The organism is Caulobacter henricii (assembly GCF_001414055.1).
GTDB lineage: Bacteria > Pseudomonadota > Alphaproteobacteria > Caulobacterales > Caulobacteraceae > Caulobacter > Caulobacter henricii.
On record NZ_CP013002.1, the window covers coordinates 3,313,571 to 3,330,027 of the forward strand.

Consider the following 16,457-nt stretch of genomic DNA (forward strand, 5'->3'; position numbering starts at 1 on the left):
GCCCGGGGCAAGCAGGACCCCGCGAACCTACAGAAAACTGTAGGGGTCGATGTCGATCACGACGCGCACGGAGTTCGGGATCCGGGCCCGGGCGCGCCAGGCGGCCATGAAGCCCTGCAAGTCCACACGGCGATCGGCCCGCACCAGGAACCGCTTGCGACGTCGGCCGCGCACCAGCCCCAGCGGCGCATCGGCAGGGCCGAATACCTCCACCCCCTCGGCATTGGGGATCACGGCCGCCAGGGCCTCGACATAGGCGTCCAGGGCGGCGCCGTCGGGACCCGAGGCGATCACCGCCGCCAGGCGTCCGAACGGCGGCAGACCGGCCTCCTCGCGCATGCGCAACTCGGCCTCGACAAAGGCATCGCGATCCTGGGCCTTCAGGGCCTGCAGCACGGCGTGATCCGGGGAATAGGTCTGCAGCAGGGCCCGGCCGGGCTTTTCATGCCGCCCGGCGCGCCCGGCCGCCTGGGCCAGCAGCTGGAAGGTCCGCTCCCCGGCCCGCAGGTCGCCGCCGCGCAGGGACAGGTCGGCATCGACCACCCCCACCAGGGTCAGGTTCGGGAAGTTGTGACCCTTGGCGGCCGCCTGGGTGGCGACCAGAATATCGATCTCGCCCGCCGCCATCGAGGCCACCAGGGCCCGCGCCGCGGCAGCATCCATCACGGTGTCCGACGAGAACACCGCGATGCGGGCGGTCGGGAACAGGAAGCGGGCCTCTTCCTCGACACGCTCCACCCCGGGTCCGATGGAGACGAGGCTGTCCCGGGCCCCGCAGTGCGGACAGGCCTCGGGCTTCTTCATCGAAAAGCCGGTCAGGTGACAGACCAGCCGCCCGGTATAGCGATGCTCGACCAGCCAGCTGTCGCTATCGGGCGACTTCATCTTTTCGCCGCAGGCCTTGCACAGGACCAGGGGCGCATAGCCCCGGCGGTTGAGGAACAGCATCGACTGTTCGCCCCGGGCCAGGGTCACGGTCATGGCCTTGATCAGCGGCGGAGACAGCCAGCGTCCCGGTTCGGGCGGGGTCTCGCGCAGATCGATCAGGCCGATGTCGGGCAACTGGGCCGCCCCGTGCCGGGCGCTGAGCCGCAGCCAGCGATAGCGACCGCTCTGGGCGTTGAACAGGCTCTCCAGCGACGGCGTGGCCGAGGCCAGAACCACCAGGGCCCCCTCGATCTTGGCGCGGGCCACGGCCAGGTCGCGGGCCTGGTAGATGAAGCCCTCTTCCTGCTTGAACGAGCTGTCATGCTCTTCGTCGACCACGATCAGCCGCAGCTTGCGGAAGGGCAGGAACAGGGCCGAGCGGGCCCCGACCACGATCCGGGCCTGGCCGCCGGCCACGCCTTCCCAGACGCGCCGGCGTTTGGGCGGAGCGACACCGGAGTGCCATTCGGCCGGCACCGCCCCGAACCGGGCCTCGAACCGCGCCATCACCGCCTGGGTCAGGGCGATCTCGGGCAGCAGGATCAGGACCTGACTGTCCGGATCCTCGGCCAGGGCGGCGGCGACGGCCTCAAGATAGACCTCGGTCTTGCCCGAGCCTGTCACCCCGTCGAGCAGGGCCGCCTGGAAACCGCCCTCCCCCAGCATATCGCCCAGCACGTCGGCGCAGGCCTGCTGGCTGGCATTCAGTGATTGCGGCGGCAGGGTCAGGTCGGGGACAGGAAAACGGCTGTCGGGCTCGATGAGCGTGATGGCCAGGGCCCCTTCATCGACCAGGCCCTTGACGACGCCGGCCGAAACCCCAGCCAGAGCAGCCAGAGCAGCCCCGGACTTCGGACCCTCCCGGGCCGCCGCCAGCACCTTCAGCCGCGCCGGGGTCATGCGCGCCGGCTCGGTCCCGGTCAGGACCAGCACCTTGTCCGGCCTGGCCGGTGGATGACGCAGGCCGCGCAGGGCCATGGCCAGGGGCCAGCCGGCCACATCGACCGCATAGCGCGCCGCCCAGTCGACAAAGGTCAGGACACCGGGCGGCAGGGGCGGATCGTCCAGCCGCTCGAGAACCGGTTTCAGCGGCCGATTGCCGCCGGTGCCGTCGCGCAGGGCGGTGACCACCCCGCGAATCACCCGCGGCCCCAGGGGCACGGTCACATGATCGCCGACCGCCAGGCCCAGACCCTCGGGCTCGGCATAGTCGAACGCCTCCGGCAACGGCATGGGCAGAAGGACAGAAGCGATGCGCGGCATGGGAAAGAGCTTCTGCCGCGAAAGCCCTTCCGGGTCGAGATGGTCTGTCTTCCAGCGCCGCAAGCCGGCGTTAACCGATATGGGGTTTGATGCCGCCTCTCTGAGTGGAATTACCGTGGGGCGGAGAAGACCGACGATGAGCGACGCGACCCAAGCCTTGAAGAAGCCCGTCGATCCCGAGCTGGTCCGCGCCTTCCTGCGCGATGAGCCCGATTTCCTCCGCGACGATACCAGCCTGCTGGGCGAGCTTGGCCTGCGGGTCGACGGCGGCAATGTCATTGATTTTGGCCCCGCCGCCCTGGCCCGGGCTGCCGCCGCCCACAAGCGCGAAGCCGTGGTCCGCCGCGAGATCGAGGCCACGGCCCGCGCCAATTTCTCGGCCCAGGCCCAGACCCATGCCGCGGTCATCGACCTGCTGGACGCCCGCAACCATTCCGACCTGGCTCGCCGGGTCGACGAAATGGCCAATCTGCGCTTTTCCCTGACCACGGGCGTCATCGCCCTGGAAGGTCCCGGAAGGGTCCCGGCCGGCTGGCATGCCCTGATCGAGGGCCAGATCGACATGCTGATGGGCGAACATGCCGTGGCCCGCATGGGCTTCTACGCCCCGGCCCTGGGCCTGTTCGGCGACAAGCTGGACCATATCCGCAGCATGGCCCTGGTCCGCATGGCCCTGTGGGAACCCTCGCGCCAGGGCATTCTGGCCTTTGGCTCCTCCGATCCCGAGGCCTTCACCCCCGACATGGGCTCTGAACTGGTGGCCTTCCTGGCCCGCGTGGTCGAGCGCACCGCCGAGCGCTGGCCCATCCTGTGACCCCCGTGACGAGCGGCCGCCAGGCCCTCGTCGCCTGGCATGACTATCTGGAGCACGAGCGCCGGGCCTCGCCCCGCACCGTGCGGGCCTATGGCGACAACGTCCTGGCCTATCTGAACTTTCTGGAGCGCCATCGCGGCGAGACGGTGACCCTGGCCGCCCTCGGCGCGATCACGGCGGCCGAGCTGCGCGCCTATCTGGCCTTCCGCCGCACCGGCGAGGACGCCCTGGCTCCGCGCTCCCTGTCGCAGAGCCTGTCGTCGATCCGGGCCTTTCACCGCTTCCTCGACCAGCGCCTGAACACGCCCAACCCCCATGTCGAGCTGGTGCGCGGCCCGCGCCTGAAGGTCGGCCTGCCGCGCCCTGTCACCGAAGACCAGGCCCACGGCCTGATCCAGGAGATCGGGGCCGACCCCGACCGCGAGGACTGGGAAGTGGCCCGCGACGAGGCCGTCCTGACCCTGCTCTGGGGCTGCGGCCTGCGGATTTCCGAAGGCCTGTCCCTGCGACGTCGTGACGCACCGCTCGGCGAGTCCCTGCGCATCACCGGCAAGGGCGGCAAGACCCGGATCGTGCCGGTGCTGGACGCCGTCCGCGAGGCCATCGCGGCCTATGTCGCCGTCCTGCCGTTCGCCCTGTCGCCCGACGAGCCGTTGTTTCGGGCCCGGCGCGGGGGACCGCTGTCACCGCGTCACGTTCAGGCCAGTGTCCAGATCCTGCGCGGCCGGCTGGGCCTGTCCGACCGGGTGACCCCCCATGCCCTGCGCCATGCCTTCGCCACCCACCTGCTGGGGGCCGGGGCCGATCTGAGGTCGATCCAGGACCTGCTGGGCCATGCCTCGCTATCGACGACCCAGCGCTATACCGAGGTCGACGCCGCCGGCCTGATGGCCGCCTATGCCCGGGCCCATCCCCACGCCTGACGGTCGGCCGTGAGTCAAAACCGCGCTGTGGCAGACTGTCGCGATTTTCCTCACAGTTTTCGCGCATTAACCGCGTTTTTACCGCGCGCACGGCTTGTGGATCCAAGAACCGGCGCCTGTCTTCCGACTGGCGGGCGTTGCGGACATGAGGCGAGCGATGAATATCGACGATCTGAAGATTTCGACCAAGGTGGCCCTGCCCGCCGTGATCCTGACCGTGGTGGCCCTGTCCATCGTCGGCATGGGTGCCTGGCAGGCCCAAAAGGCCGAAGAATCCAAACGGATTCTCGTCGAAGAGCGCGCCCCGGCCGAACTGGAAGCCTCGCGCTTCAACCGCCGGATCATGACCATCGGCTATGCGGCCTATCGCACGGTGTCCAATACCGGATCCTCGCCCGAAGCCCAGGCAGCCAGCCAGGAACTGGATACGGCCTACAAGGAGGCCAAGGAGCGCATCGCCGCCGTCAAGAAGGCCGACCCTGCAGCCGCCAAGACCGTGGCCGACTTCGGCCAGCGCCTGGAAAAGATCTATTCGAGCGCCCGTCAGGGGGCCGACCTGGCCCTGATGGACGCCGACGAGGCCGCGATCATGGTCATGGCCGTGCTCGATCCGGACATTGCCAGCCTCAACAAGGACGTCAGCAAGTTCACCAACAGCCATGCTGATGAGACCGTTGTCATGGTCGCGGAGGCCAAGAAGGCCGCCGCAACCAGCACCATCTTCACCGTGCTGTTCGGCTTCATCTCCGCCGGTGCCGCCATGCTGTTTGCCCTCTGGATCGGCAACAACAAGATTTCCAAGCCCCTGACGAACCTGTCCAAGACCATGGAGACCCTGGCCCAGGGCTCGGTGGACGTCGAGGTGGTCGGTGCCCAGCGCAAGGACGAGATCGGGGCCATGGCTCGCTCGGTCCAGGTGTTCAAGGACAATGCCCTGGCCCTGCGCTCCGCCGAGGCCAACCAGCAGCGCCTGTCGGCCGAGACCGAGGCCGAGCGTCGCCGCAGCCAGGAGATCGCCGAGGCCTCGGCCCGCGAGCAGGCCTTCGTGATGGAAGCCCTTGCCGCAGGCCTGAACAAGCTGGCCGACGGCGACCTGACCTATCGCGTCGATGCCGACTTCCCGCCCGCCTATCAGCGCCTGCAAAGCGACTTCAACGGTGCCATCACCCAGATGGAAGAGGCGATGCGGACCATCGTCCACGCCGCCAGCAGCATCGGTGCCGGTTCGGATGAAATCGCCTCGGCCGCAGACGACCTGTCGCGCCGCAGCGAGCAGCAGGCCGCCAGCCTGGAAGAGACCGCCGCCGCCCTCGACGAGATCACCGCCACGGTGAAGCGCTCGTCAGCCGGTGCCGTCGAAGCCTCGCGCGTTGTCGGCTCGACCCGTTCGGACGCCGAGCGCTCCAGCGTCGTCGTGCGCAGCGCCGTCGAGGCCATGAACCAGATCGAGAAGTCCTCGCAGTCGATCAGCCAGATCATCGGCGTCATCGACGAGATCGCCTTCCAGACCAACCTGCTGGCCCTGAACGCGGGCGTCGAGGCGGCGCGGGCCGGTGAAGCCGGTCGCGGCTTCGCGGTCGTCGCCCAGGAAGTCCGGGCCCTGGCCCAGCGCTCCGCCGACGCCGCCAAGGAGATCAAGACCCTGATCTCGACCTCGACCCAGCAGGTGGGTCAGGGCGTGGCCATGGTCGGCCAGACCGGCGAGGCCCTGCAGGCCATCGTCGCCAAGGTCAGCGAGATCGACGCCCTGGTCAGCGAGATCGCTGCCGGCGGTGCCGAACAGGCCACCGGCCTCAACGAGGTCAATGCCGCCGTCAACCAGATGGACCAGACCGTCCAGCAGAACGCCGCCATGGTCGAGCAGTCGACTGCGGCCAGCCACTCCCTCAAGGGCGAGGCCGGCAATCTGATGCAGATGATCTCGCGCTTCCAGGTCAGCGGCGGTGGGGCCTCCTCGGCTCGCGCCCCCGCCCGCCGTCCGGCCGCCCCGCCCACGCGCCCCACCCTGCAACCCGCCTCGTCCAGCAGCCGTCCGGGTGCCAATCCGGTCCGCGCCGCCCAGGCCAAGCTGGCCGCCTTCGCAGGCTCGGCCAAGCCGGCCGCCGACGAGTGGGAAGAGTTCTAGTCCTAGTAAGCGTAAGCGCCCCAGATCCCCCTCTTGGGGCGTTCCTCCCCTGAAAATGACTGAGCCCCGCCAGGACACTGGCGGGGCTTTTTTCTGTGGTCAGGCCGCGCGGGGGCGCGGCAGCCGCCGGGCAGGCATCCGGATTACCGCGAATTCATCCGGATCGCCGTCGCGACACCTAGTCTCTCTACATGTGTAGCGCTACACATGTAGCGACGACGATGTCGTGGAGGCCGCCATGATCGAATCCCTGCCCCGCCGCGAACGCGAGGTCTTTGAGACCCTCTGCCGCCTGGAGGCCAGCACGGCCGCCGGGGTACGCGGCGCGCTGTCCGACCCGCTGAGCGATTCGGCCGTCCGCACCATGCTCTCGCGCCTGGAGGCCAAGGGCCTGGTCGAGCGGTCCAGCGGCCCCGGCGGTTTCGTGTTCCGCCCGGTCCAGCAGACCGAGGCCGTCGCCGCCAGCGCCCTGCGGCGCATGATCGACACCTTCTTCGCCGGCTCGGCCGCCAGCGCCGCCACCGCCCTGCTGGGCCTGGGCCAGCGACTGACCCCCGAGGAGGCCGCCGCCCTGGAGCAGATAATTGACCGCGCCGTGGAGCCGCGCTCATGACTGCGGGCCTTCTCCTGTCGCTGCTGGTCAAGTCCAGCCTCATCGCCGGTGCCGGTCTGGCCTGCGCCCGCTTCCTGGCCCAGCGCCCCGTCGACCGCGTGGACATCCTGCGCGCCACGGTCTGCCTGCTACTGGCCCTGCCGATCATCATGAACATCCTGCCGGCGATGAACCTGGCCCTGTTGCCGCCGTCATCGCCCGATGTGCCCGCCCCGATCCTGCCGGTCCTGACCGGCGAGGTGGCCGCGCCCGCACCGTTCTGGCCACCGTCCATCCCGATGATCGGCGGCCTGTGGCTGCTCGGCGTCGTCGCCGTGGCCGGCCGGCTGCAGCTGGGACTGCTGACCCTGAACCGCTGGACGCGCCAGGGCCGGCCTGTGACCTGCCCGACATGGTCTGCGCCGCTGGAGCACCTGTCGCCGGTCGACCGTCCCCGCCTGGTGTCCAGCGATCGCCTGACCAGCCCGCTCAGCTGGGGCGTGTCGCCCGGCATTATCCTCATCGATCCGGGCAGCCTCACCGAGCGCCACGCCGCCCCCGCCATCCTGGCCCACGAGATGGCCCATCTGCGGCGTCATGACTGGATCTTCCTGGTGCTCTCCCGCCTGGCCCTGGCCCTGTTCTGGTTCAATCCGTTGGTCTGGCACCTGCACGCGGTGCTCGCCGACCGGTCGGAAGAGGCCGCTGACGCCGCCGCGCTCCAGACCGTCGACCGCACCCTTTATGCCAGGGCCCTGGTCCGGCTAGCCGCCCACCCGACCCCTCACATGAGCGCCCCCCGTGCCGCGACCGCCATGGCTGCCGACTCCCGCACGCTGAAGACAAGGATCGCCTGCATCATGACCGACAAGCCTGCCCGCCGCCGCCGCCTCACCGTTGCCCTGACCATCGCCGCCCTGGGCATGGTCGCCACGCCGCTGGCCGCCCTGGGCCTGAGCCGCCAGGACTCGCCCGCGCTGGCTGAAGCGCCGACTGCGACAATCGCCCGGCCCCCGCCTGCGCGGCCCGTGCCGCCGGAGCCGCCCGAACCGCCGGAGCCCCCGCCGCCGCCGCCGGAACTGCCCCCGCCACCGCCGCCGCCTCCCCCCCCGGAGTTTCCACCGCCGCCTCCGCCTCCACCGCCTCCGCCGCCGACAAAGAGGCAGATCGCCGCCGATTGGCGTCGCGTGGCCGCAGACGCCCGCGCCGTTGCGGCCGAGGCCCGGGGCCGGGCCGCGGAAGCCCGCCACGAGGCCGATAGCGCCCGCGTCGCCGGCGAGGAGGCCCGTGTCCGCGCCGATCAGGCCAGGATCATGGGCGAGCAGGTCCGCATGATCGGCGAGCGCGCCCGCCAGGAGGTGGCCAGCCACATGATCGAGGCCCGCGCCCAGATGGCCCTGGGCGCCGAACAGATCCGCCAGGGTGCCCGGCAGCTACGCACCGAAGCCGTGCGCCTGAGCGATCCCGCCTACCGCGCCCGGCAGATCGCCGAGAATCGCGCCCGAGGGAATGTGGTCACCGACGCCGAGCTGCGCGCTGTGGCGGCGCGCATGCCCGCTCAGGCCGACCAGATGGAGCGCCAGGCCGACGATCTGGCCCGGGAGGCCCGCAAGACGAGCTGAGCGCGCGGAGGACGCGATCCACGCCCCTCAGGCCCTGCCGGACAACCGGCAGGGCCTTTTCTTTGATCGGGCGGGGGCTGGACAGCCGCGTCCGGCCGGAGAGCGGACAGAAAAATGGCGGGGCTCCGTTGCCGAAACCCCGCCACAGCACGTCCGATGGATCGAACGTGGCTTCAGATTTGAGGCAGGCCGGTCAGGCCTGCATGGTCCAGCCCTCGACGCCCATGGCCGCCTGGCGCAGGGCTTCGGAACGGGTCGGGTGCGGGTGGCAGGTGCGGGCCACGTCTTCCGAGGCGCCGCCGAACTCCATGGCCACGCAGAACTCGCCGATCATGTCGCCGACATTGGGGCCGACCATGTGGACGCCGAGAATGCGATCGGTCGCGGCGTCGGCCAGAACCTTCACCTGGCCTTCGCCCTCATGGTTGATCTTGGCGCGGCTGTTGGCCGTGAAGGGGAACTTGCCGACCTTGTAGGCGATGCCCGCGGCCTTCAGCTCTTCCTCGGTCTTGCCGACCGTGGCCACTTCCGGCTTGGTGTAGATCACGCCCGGGATCAGGTCATAGTTCACATGGCCGGCCTTGCCCGCGATCAGCTCCATGCAGGCCACGCCCTCGTCCTCGGCCTTGTGGGCCAGCATCGGCCCTGAGGTCACGTCACCGATCACCCAGACACCGGGGGCCGTGGTCTTGAAATGGTCATTGGCGATCACGCCGCGCTTGTCGGGCACGATGCCGACCGTCTCCAGACCCAGACCTTCCGTGAACGGACGGCGGCCGATGGCGACGAGCACATAGTCGGCCGAGATGGTCTGAGCTGCGCCGCCGGCGACCGGCTCGAACGACAGCTCGACGCCCTTGGCCGAAGCCTTGGCACCCGTGACCTTGGCACCCAGCTGGAACTTGAAGCCCTGCTTGGTCAGGCTGCGCTGGAACACCTTGGCGGTGTCGTCGTCCAGACCCGGGCAGATGCGGTCCAGATACTCGACCACGGTGACCTCGGCGCCCAGGCGGCGCCAGACCGAGCCCAGCTCCAGGCCGATGACGCCGGCCCCGATGACGACCAGGCTCTTGGGCACTTCCGGCAGGGACAGGGCACCGGTCGAATCGACGATGCGCTTGTTGTCGACGGTGACGCCCGGCAGCGGGGTGGGCTCCGAGCCCGTGGCGATGACGATGTTCTGGGTCTCGAGGGTGGTTTCCGAACCGTCCTCGGCCTTGACCACAACCTTGCCCGGCCCGGCGATGCGGCCCCAGCCCTTGATGTACTCGACCTTGTTCTTCTTCATCAGGAACTCGACGCCCTTGGTCAGGGCTTCGACGCTGTCGGCCTTCTGGGCCATCATCTGCGGCAGGTTCAGCTTGGGCTTTACCTCGATGCCGAGCTTGGCGAACTCGCCATTGGTCGCGGCGTCATAGAGTTCCGAAGCGTGCAGCAGGGCCTTGGACGGCATGCAGCCGACGTTCAGGCAGGTGCCGCCCAGCTTGCCGCGACCTTCGATGATAGCGACCTTCAGGCCCAGCTGACCCGCGCGGATCGCGCCGTTATAGCCGCCGGGACCGCCCCCGATGATGACGACGTCGTACTGAGCCATGGATCTTGAGCCTTCAGGACGCGCCGGGAACGGCGCCGGACAGAATATGGGGCCTCGCCGGCCGCATTGTCAGACCTTTGGAGGCGGGAGTTCCTTAGAGCGCGAACGGTTAAAACGAAACCCGCTTTCGGCGCCGGATACCCTGAAAAGGGTGCGAAATCCGGCCTTTGGGCATGACGGCCCTGCCCTCTTCCCTGATCTTTCGACGCGCCCTAGCTTCCCGCCCATGCTTCGCGCCCCTGCCCTCATCCTTGTCCTCGCCCTGACCCTGCTGGCGACCGCCCCCGCCCTGGCCCAGACCGCGCCCGCCGAGGGGCGGCCGATTGTCATCGGCCAGTCCCTGACCCTGGACTCGAAGATCCTGAAGGACACCCGGCGGATCAATGTCCACCTGCCCGCCGGCTATGCCGGCAGCCCCGCCAAGGCCTATCCGGTGCTCTTTCTGCTGGATGGCGGCGAACAGGAGGACTTCCCCCATATTGCCGGCCTCGCCCAGCTGGGCGAGCTGTCCTGGACCTGGCGCGAGATGATCGTCGTCGGGATTGAGGGCGTCGATCGGCGTCGCGACCTGACCCACCCCACCACGGTCGCCAAGGAGCGCAGTGACTTCCCGACCAGCGGCGGCTCGGCGACCTATCGCCGGTTCCTGGGCGAGGAGCTGAAGCCCTGGATCGCGGCCCGCTATCGCACCAGCGGCGAGACCGCCCTGATCGGCGAATCCCTGGCCGGCCTGTTCGTGGTCGAGACCTTCCTGAAACAGCCGGCTCTGTTCGACGCCTATATCGCCGCCAGCCCCAGCCTGTGGTGGAACGACCAGAGCCTGGCGCGCGGCGCGGCGGCTGACCTGGCGCTCTGGCCGGCGGGCGAGCGGCGGTTCTATCTGACCATCGGCGACGAGGGCTCAACCATGCAGGCGGGGGTCGACAGGGTGGTGGCGGCGCTGCAGGTCGCCCCGGCCGGACTGACCTGGCGCTACGATCCGATGCCCAGATTGCAGCACAGCACGATCTACCACCCGGCGGCGCTGGAGGCGTTCAAGACGGTGTGGCCGGGGCCGAGGCCGGACTGATAGCGTCTCCCATCAGATGAATAGCTGGGCCCCGCCCCTTCGAGGGTCGGCGGTGGGTGGATTCAGGGCCAAGCTCTTTCCTCCGCTCTCCCCGGCGAAGGCCGGGGCCCAGATCGAACCCAGAACGCTTGGTGCGTTTGCTAGGTCAGAAGGCGCATCATCCCAAGACGCTCAGGCTGAATCTGGGCCCCGGCCTTCGCCGGGGAGAGCGGATAAAGAAGAGCCAAAAAGCGGACCTCCGCAGCGTCTGCAACGGGTGGATGGCGGACGTTGATCTCACCCTCGGAGCGGGACTTAGGAGTCGGTGCGAAGCCAGGGTGTTGACGCCAAAGCCGCCCGTTCCCCGTCTGACGCGGTCGGGTAGAGCCCAGACACGGAAACGACTTGCCAGCCGACATGATCGTCGTCCTCGGCTGGATCGCCATAAAAGCGCTCTTCAACGAATTGAGCCATTTCGTCAGCGCGCAACTCGATCACCACTCGTCGGTCACCGCTCTCGTTGGTGAACGACTTAACGATGCGGTGCCGCTCGATCTCAATCATGCGGCACCATAGCAGACCATCCCAACGTCGCCGAAGGGTGGGATGCAGACATCAAGGAAGGGCGGAGCGACGCTATCCTGTCGGCAACTTGTCTGCGACTGCCCGGAGGCCGTCTGGCGATGAAAAGCCTGTCATTGAGGGCATCTCTGCCCAGTCGAAGAGGCCGTTATTGCGGGCTGCATAGTGGAGCAGAGCCTTCAGATTTTGAAGGTCCGAAAGGGTCAGTCCCGTGCTTGGCACGACATTGAGAATGGCTTCGCTCACGCGTTTCACAATGCGCTGGGGGGACGCGGTACACACCACGATCTCTTCGTCAGCCTCAAGCTGACGGAGGACGTCGGATATCGCCTCATCGAGGTCCGGATCTTTTGATATGTGTGGAAGCTCTTCGCGCTTAACTCAGCCGTCAAGGTCCGCTTAGGGTCGGGAGCAGACATATCTCACTCACCAATCGCAGGTGACGCCGTGGTTATCGGCTCAAGGATGACCTTGGCGCCCTCGCGGCGAATGGCGACCTCTACCCCCTCGAAACGGCAGTCTTCGGGTAGATGAAGGGCCTGGCTCCTGCCGTGAACGAACAGCGTGGCTCGGACGGGCTCGGGAACCGGGTCGGTCATGGTGATGATCCGTGGGTGTCGGTCGAGCATACACCCGTCGCCACAACGAAAAAGGGGCCGCTTTCGCGGCCCCTTCAACGTTCGACAGTGCGTCGGGACTAGAGGTCCAGCAGCAGGCGCTGCGGATCTTCCAGGGCTTCCTTGACCTTGACCAGGAAGGTCACGGCACCCTGGCCGTCGACCACGCGGTGGTCGTAGCTGAGGGCCAGGTACATCATCGGGCGCACCTCGACCTTGCCGTTCACGACCATGGCGCGTTCCTTGATCGCGTGCATGCCCAGGATCCCCGACTGCGGCGCGTTGAGGATCGGGGTCGACATCAGCGAGCCATAGATGCCGCCATTGGTGATCGTGAAGGTGCCGCCCTGCATGTCGTCGATGGCCAGCTGGCCGTCGCGGGCCTTCTTGCCGAGGGCACCGATGGCCTTTTCGATCTCGGCCAGGCTCATGGCGTCGGCATCACGCACGACCGGCACGACCAGACCCTTGTCGGTGCCGACGGCGACGCCGATGTCGTAGTGGTTCTTGTAGACGATGTCGGTGCCGTCGATCTCGGCATTGACGTCCGGCACGGCCTTGAGGGCGGCGACGACGGCCTTGGTGAAGAAGGACATGAAGCCCAGCTTCACGCCGTGCTTCTTCTCGAAGACGTCCTTGTAGGAATTGCGCAGAGCCATGACCGCGCTCATGTCGACCTCGTTGAAGGTCGTCAGCATGGCGGCGTTGTTCTGGGCTTCCTTCAGGCGGCGGGCGATGGTCTGACGCAGGCGCGTCATCTTCACGCGCTCTTCGCGCTCATGGACCGGACGCGGGGCCGACGGCGCGGCGGCGGCCGGAGCCGGGGCCGAGGCGCGGGCTTCCAGGGCGGCCAGGGCGTCGCCCTTGGTCACCCGGCCATCCTTGCCGGTGCCGGCGACCTTGGACAGGTCCAGATTGTTCTCGGCGGCGATGCGGGCCGGGGCAGGGCTGACCGGAGCGGCGGCAACGGGGGCCGGGGCGGCGGCGGCCACCGGTGCGGGGGCCGGGGCAGCCGCCTTCGGCGCGGCGGCAGGTGCGGCCGGTGCAGCGGCGGCGGTCGCGCCTTCGCTGACGACACCCAGAACCGTACCCGGAACCACGGTCGCGCCTTCGGCGGCCCCGATGGCGGTCAGCACGCCGTCGGCGGGCGAGGCGACCTCAAGGCTGACCTTGTCGGTTTCGAGCTCGATCAGGATCTCGTCCTTTTTCACCGCCTCGCCGACCTTCTTGGTCCAGCGTGCCACCGTCGCTTCGGTGACGGATTCGCCGAGGGCGGGGGTCATGATGTCGGCCATGGGGGTTCCGATGTCTCTCGTTTTTGCCGGTCGGTGTGGAGGCGGCCCCGCCCTGCAGGCGGAGCCGTTCAATAGTCTTTAGGCGAAGGTTTCGTCGAGGAAGGCTTGCAGCTCTCTCATGTGGCGGCTCATCAGACCCGCCGCCGTCGAGGCGCTGGCCGGACGGCCGATATAGCGCGCCCGCTTGGCCTTGATGTCCAGCTTGGCCAGGGTCAGCTCGATCCAGGGATCGACGAAGGTCCAGCCGCCCATGTTCTTGGGCTCTTCCTGAACCCAGACCAGTTCGGCGTTCTTGAAGCGGGCCAGGATGCCCATCAGCGACTTCAGCGGCCACGGATAGAACTGTTCCAGGCGCAGCAGATAGATGTCGTCGCGGCCGGCCTTGGCACGGGCGTCGACCAGGTCGAAATAGACCTTGCCCGAGCACAGCACCACGCGCTTGATCTCGGCGTCAGGCTTCAGGGTGATGCCGCCGACGTCGCAGCCGGCTTCGGCCCCGTCGACCATCACGCGGTGGAAGGACGAGCCTTCGGCCAGGTCGGCGATATTGGAGACGGCCCGCTTGTGACGCAGCAGGCTCTTGGGGGTCATGATCACCAGCGGCTTGCGGAACTCGCGGTGCATCTGGCGACGCAGGGCGTGGAAATAGTTGGCCGGGGTGGTGCAGTTGAGGACCTGCATATTGTCCTCGGCGCAGGACTGCAGGAAGCGCTCGAGGCGGGCCGAGCTGTGCTCGGGGCCCTGGCCCTCATAGCCGTGCGGCAGCAGCATCACGAGACCGCTCATCCGCAGCCACTTGCGCTCGCCCGAGCTGATGAACTGGTCGATGACCACCTGGGCGCCGTTCACGAAGTCGCCGAACTGGCCTTCCCACAGGGTCAGGGTGTTCGGATCGGCCAGGGAGAAGCCGTATTCGAAGCCCAGGACGGCCTCTTCCGACAGGGCCGAGTCGATCACTTCGTAATGGGCCTGGCCGGGGCGGATATTGTTCAGCGGCGTGTAGTGCTCTTCGGTCGACTGGTCGATGACGTCCGAATGGCGCTGGGTGAAGGTGCCGCGCACCGAATCCTGGCCCGACAGGCGGACCGGGAAGCCTTCGTCGAGCAGGGTGGCGAAGGCCAGGTGCTCGGCAGTGCCCCAGTCGAGGCCCTCGCCCTTTTCGATGGCTTCGCGACGGTTCTCGATGACGCGCTTGACGGTCTTGTGGGCGTCGATCCGGTCCGGGATGGTCGTGATCTGACGACCGATTTCCAGCAGGCGGGTCTTCGCGAAGGCGGTCGAGCCGCGACGCTCTTCGTCGGCCGGGGTGGCGAGGCCTGCCCACTTGCCGTCCAGCCAGTCGGCCTTGTTGGCCTTGTAGGTCTTGCCGGAGTCAAATTCCTTGTCGAGGAAGGTCTCGAACTCGGTGACCCAAGCGTCAACCTCGCCCTGGTTGATGACACCCTCGGCGATCAGACGGTTGCCGTAGAGCTCGCGGGTCGAGGGGTGACCCTTGATCTTGGCGTACATCAGCGGCGAGGTCATCGTCGGGTCGTCACCCTCGTTGTGACCGAACCGGCGATAGCAGAACATGTCGACCACGACGTCCTTGCCGAACATCTGGCGATATTCGGTGGCGACCTTGGCCGCATAGACCACGGCTTCGGGATCGTCGCCGTTGACGTGGAAGATCGGGGCTTCGACCATCAGCGCCACATCCGAGGGATAGGGCGAGCTGCGCGAATAGCGCGGGCTGGTCGTGAAGCCGATCTGGTTGTTGACGATGAAGTGGATGGTGCCGCCCGTGCGGTAGCCCTTCAGGCCCGACAGGGTGAAGCACTCGGCCACCACGCCCTGGCCGGCAAAGGCGGCGTCGCCGTGCAGCAGCAGGGGCAGGACGTGACCGCGACCGGCGTCCGGCTGTTCGCGCAGGGTGAAGGCCTGCTTGGCCCGGGCCTTGCCGATCACGACCGGGTTGACGATTTCCAGGTGCGACGGGTTGGCCGTCAGCGACAGGTGAACCTTGTTGTCGTCGAACTCACGGTCCGACGAAGCGCCCATGTGATACTTGACGTCGCCCGAACCCTCGACGTCCGAGGGCAGGCTGGTGCCGCCCTGGAACTCGTGGAAAATGACGTGATAGGGCTTGCCCATCACGGCGGCCAGAACGTTCAGGCGGCCGCGGTGCGGCATGCCCAGGACGATGTCCTTCACGCCCAGCGAACCGCCGCGCTTGATGATCTGTTCCAGGGCCGGGACCATGGCTTCGCCGCCATCGATGCCGAACCGCTTGGTGCCGGGGAAGCGCTTGTGCAGGAAGCGCTCGAAGCCTTCGGTCTCGATCAGCTTCTTGAAGATGGCGACCTTGCCCTCTTTCGAGAACACGATTTCCTTGTCGCGGCCCTCGATGCGCTCCTGCAGCCAGGCCTTCTCGTGCGGGTCGGAGATGTGCATGTACTGCACGCCGACATTGCCGCCATAGGTCCGGCGCAGGATCGACAGGATCTCGCGGACCGTCGAGGTCTCCATGCCCAGCACGAAGTCCAGGAAGATCGGACGGTCATAGTCGGCTTCCGAGAAGCCATATGTGGCCGGATCCAGTTCCGGGGCCGGCGGCTTGGGCTCAAGACCCAGAGGGTCGAGATTGGCGGCCAGGTGACCGCGCATCCGGTAGGCCCGGATCATCATGATGGCGCGCAGGCTGTCGAGGGTCGCGGCACGGACGGCTTCGGCCGAGGTGCCCGGAGCCTTGTCCTCGATGGCCTTGGTCATCTTGGCCTGGACGGCCGGCGCGACCGTGGGCCACTGGCCGTCGAGGGCCGACAGCCAGTCCGGACGAGCGGTCGGAACGGCGCGCGGGGTCCAGGCCGGGTCCTTGGCGGCCCGCTGAACCTGGTCGGCCTGCTCTTTGAGCGTGGAGAAGAAGGCGTTCCAGGAGGGTTCGACCGAATTGGCATCGGTCGCCCACTGGGCATACAGGTCTTCAACGAACGCCGCATTGGCGCCGTAGAGGAAGGAGGTCTCGGTCAAGACCTGATTGATGATGCCTGCGTCGTCCGCCATGGTTCTTCGCCTT

12 protein-coding genes are annotated in these 16,457 nt (G+C 67.9%); 7 read left to right on the forward strand and 5 right to left on the reverse strand.

Going from position 1 to position 16,457, the window contains the following annotated elements:
• Nucleotides 1–27: 27 nt before the first annotated feature.
• The gene (locus AQ619_RS15565) at nucleotides 28–2,190 is read right to left on the reverse strand and encodes a primosomal protein N' (protein WP_062149691.1); all 2,163 of its coding nucleotides are present in this window, start codon (nucleotides 2,188–2,190) and stop codon (nucleotides 28–30) included.
• Between the two features lie 136 nt (nucleotides 2,191–2,326).
• Between AQ619_RS15565 and AQ619_RS15570 the strand changes: the two genes are divergently transcribed.
• The 5 genes from AQ619_RS15570 (at nucleotide 2,327) to AQ619_RS15590 (ending at nucleotide 8,266) form a co-directional block, all read left to right on the forward strand.
• A complete protein-coding gene (locus AQ619_RS15570; protein ID WP_062149695.1) occupies nucleotides 2,327–3,004 on the forward strand; it encodes a DUF484 family protein in 678 nt (225 codons plus the stop codon).
• Between the two features lie 5 nt (nucleotides 3,005–3,009).
• Complete coding sequence (locus AQ619_RS15575) at nucleotides 3,010–3,927, forward strand: tyrosine recombinase XerC (protein WP_166504364.1); 918 nt, start codon at nucleotides 3,010–3,012, stop codon at nucleotides 3,925–3,927.
• A 157-nt stretch (nucleotides 3,928–4,084) separates the two neighbouring features.
• Nucleotides 4,085–6,052, forward strand: coding sequence for a methyl-accepting chemotaxis protein (locus tag AQ619_RS15580; protein ID WP_062149702.1), 1,968 nt, complete (start codon nucleotides 4,085–4,087; stop codon nucleotides 6,050–6,052).
• 238 nt (nucleotides 6,053–6,290) lie between these two features.
• Nucleotides 6,291–6,665 carry a BlaI/MecI/CopY family transcriptional regulator gene (locus AQ619_RS15585; protein WP_062149705.1) on the forward strand — a complete coding sequence of 125 codons (375 nt, stop codon included), beginning with the start codon at nucleotides 6,291–6,293 and terminating at the stop codon, nucleotides 6,663–6,665.
• A complete protein-coding gene (locus tag AQ619_RS15590; RefSeq protein WP_062149708.1) occupies nucleotides 6,662–8,266 on the forward strand; it encodes a M56 family metallopeptidase in 1,605 nt (534 codons plus the stop codon). The genes AQ619_RS15585 and AQ619_RS15590 overlap by 4 nt, the downstream gene beginning before the upstream one ends.
• Before the next feature lie 193 nt (nucleotides 8,267–8,459).
• On the opposite strand, the gene lpdA is transcribed toward AQ619_RS15590, so the two are convergent.
• Complete coding sequence (gene lpdA, locus AQ619_RS15595; RefSeq protein WP_062149711.1) at nucleotides 8,460–9,860, reverse strand: dihydrolipoyl dehydrogenase; 1,401 nt, start codon at nucleotides 9,858–9,860, stop codon at nucleotides 8,460–8,462.
• A gap of 226 nt (nucleotides 9,861–10,086) precedes the next feature.
• On the opposite strand from lpdA, the gene AQ619_RS15600 reads away from it, so the two are divergent.
• The gene (locus AQ619_RS15600; RefSeq protein ID WP_062149714.1) at nucleotides 10,087–10,929 is read left to right on the forward strand and encodes an alpha/beta hydrolase; all 843 of its coding nucleotides are present in this window, start codon (nucleotides 10,087–10,089) and stop codon (nucleotides 10,927–10,929) included.
• 396 nt (nucleotides 10,930–11,325) lie between these two features.
• On the forward strand, nucleotides 11,326–11,484 hold the full coding sequence (locus AQ619_RS19200) for a hypothetical protein (protein WP_166504283.1): 159 nt from the start codon (nucleotides 11,326–11,328) through the stop codon (nucleotides 11,482–11,484).
• A gap of 428 nt (nucleotides 11,485–11,912) precedes the next feature.
• Here AQ619_RS19200 and AQ619_RS15615 read toward each other — a convergent pair whose 3' ends face one another.
• From AQ619_RS15615 to AQ619_RS15625, 3 genes are all read right to left on the reverse strand, one after another.
• Nucleotides 11,913–12,089, reverse strand: coding sequence for an antitoxin (locus tag AQ619_RS15615; protein WP_166504284.1), 177 nt, complete (start codon nucleotides 12,087–12,089; stop codon nucleotides 11,913–11,915).
• Between the two features lie 98 nt (nucleotides 12,090–12,187).
• Nucleotides 12,188–13,402 carry a 2-oxoglutarate dehydrogenase complex dihydrolipoyllysine-residue succinyltransferase gene (gene odhB, locus AQ619_RS15620; RefSeq protein ID WP_062149726.1) on the reverse strand — a complete coding sequence of 405 codons (1,215 nt, stop codon included), beginning with the start codon at nucleotides 13,400–13,402 and terminating at the stop codon, nucleotides 12,188–12,190.
• Between the two features lie 78 nt (nucleotides 13,403–13,480).
• Entirely contained in the window at nucleotides 13,481–16,444 is a 2,964-nt protein-coding gene (locus AQ619_RS15625; RefSeq protein ID WP_062149729.1) for a 2-oxoglutarate dehydrogenase E1 component, read from the reverse strand.
• Nucleotides 16,445–16,457: the final 13 nt, after the last annotated feature.

Bases quoted from the DNA above. Each gene is read 5' to 3' on its own strand.
- AQ619_RS15565 (WP_062149691.1), bottom strand. From the start codon at position 2,190: ATGCCGCGCATCGCTTCTGTCCTTCTGCCCATGCCGTTGCCGGAGGCG.
- AQ619_RS15570 (WP_062149695.1), top strand. From the start codon at position 2,327: ATGAGCGACGCGACCCAAGCCTTGAAGAAGCCCGTCGATCCCGAGCTG.
- AQ619_RS15580 (WP_062149702.1), top strand. From the start codon at position 4,085: ATGAATATCGACGATCTGAAGATTTCGACCAAGGTGGCCCTGCCCGCC.
- AQ619_RS15585 (WP_062149705.1), top strand. From the start codon at position 6,291: ATGATCGAATCCCTGCCCCGCCGCGAACGCGAGGTCTTTGAGACCCTC.
- AQ619_RS15590 (WP_062149708.1), top strand. From the start codon at position 6,662: ATGACTGCGGGCCTTCTCCTGTCGCTGCTGGTCAAGTCCAGCCTCATC.
- lpdA (WP_062149711.1), bottom strand. From the start codon at position 9,860: ATGGCTCAGTACGACGTCGTCATCATCGGGGGCGGTCCCGGCGGCTAT.
- AQ619_RS15600 (WP_062149714.1), top strand. From the start codon at position 10,087: ATGCTTCGCGCCCCTGCCCTCATCCTTGTCCTCGCCCTGACCCTGCTG.
- AQ619_RS19200 (WP_166504283.1), top strand. From the start codon at position 11,326: ATGATCGTCGTCCTCGGCTGGATCGCCATAAAAGCGCTCTTCAACGAA.
- AQ619_RS15615 (WP_166504284.1), bottom strand. From the start codon at position 12,089: ATGACCGACCCGGTTCCCGAGCCCGTCCGAGCCACGCTGTTCGTTCAC.
- odhB (WP_062149726.1), bottom strand. From the start codon at position 13,402: ATGGCCGACATCATGACCCCCGCCCTCGGCGAATCCGTCACCGAAGCG.
- AQ619_RS15625 (WP_062149729.1), bottom strand. From the start codon at position 16,444: ATGGCGGACGACGCAGGCATCATCAATCAGGTCTTGACCGAGACCTCC.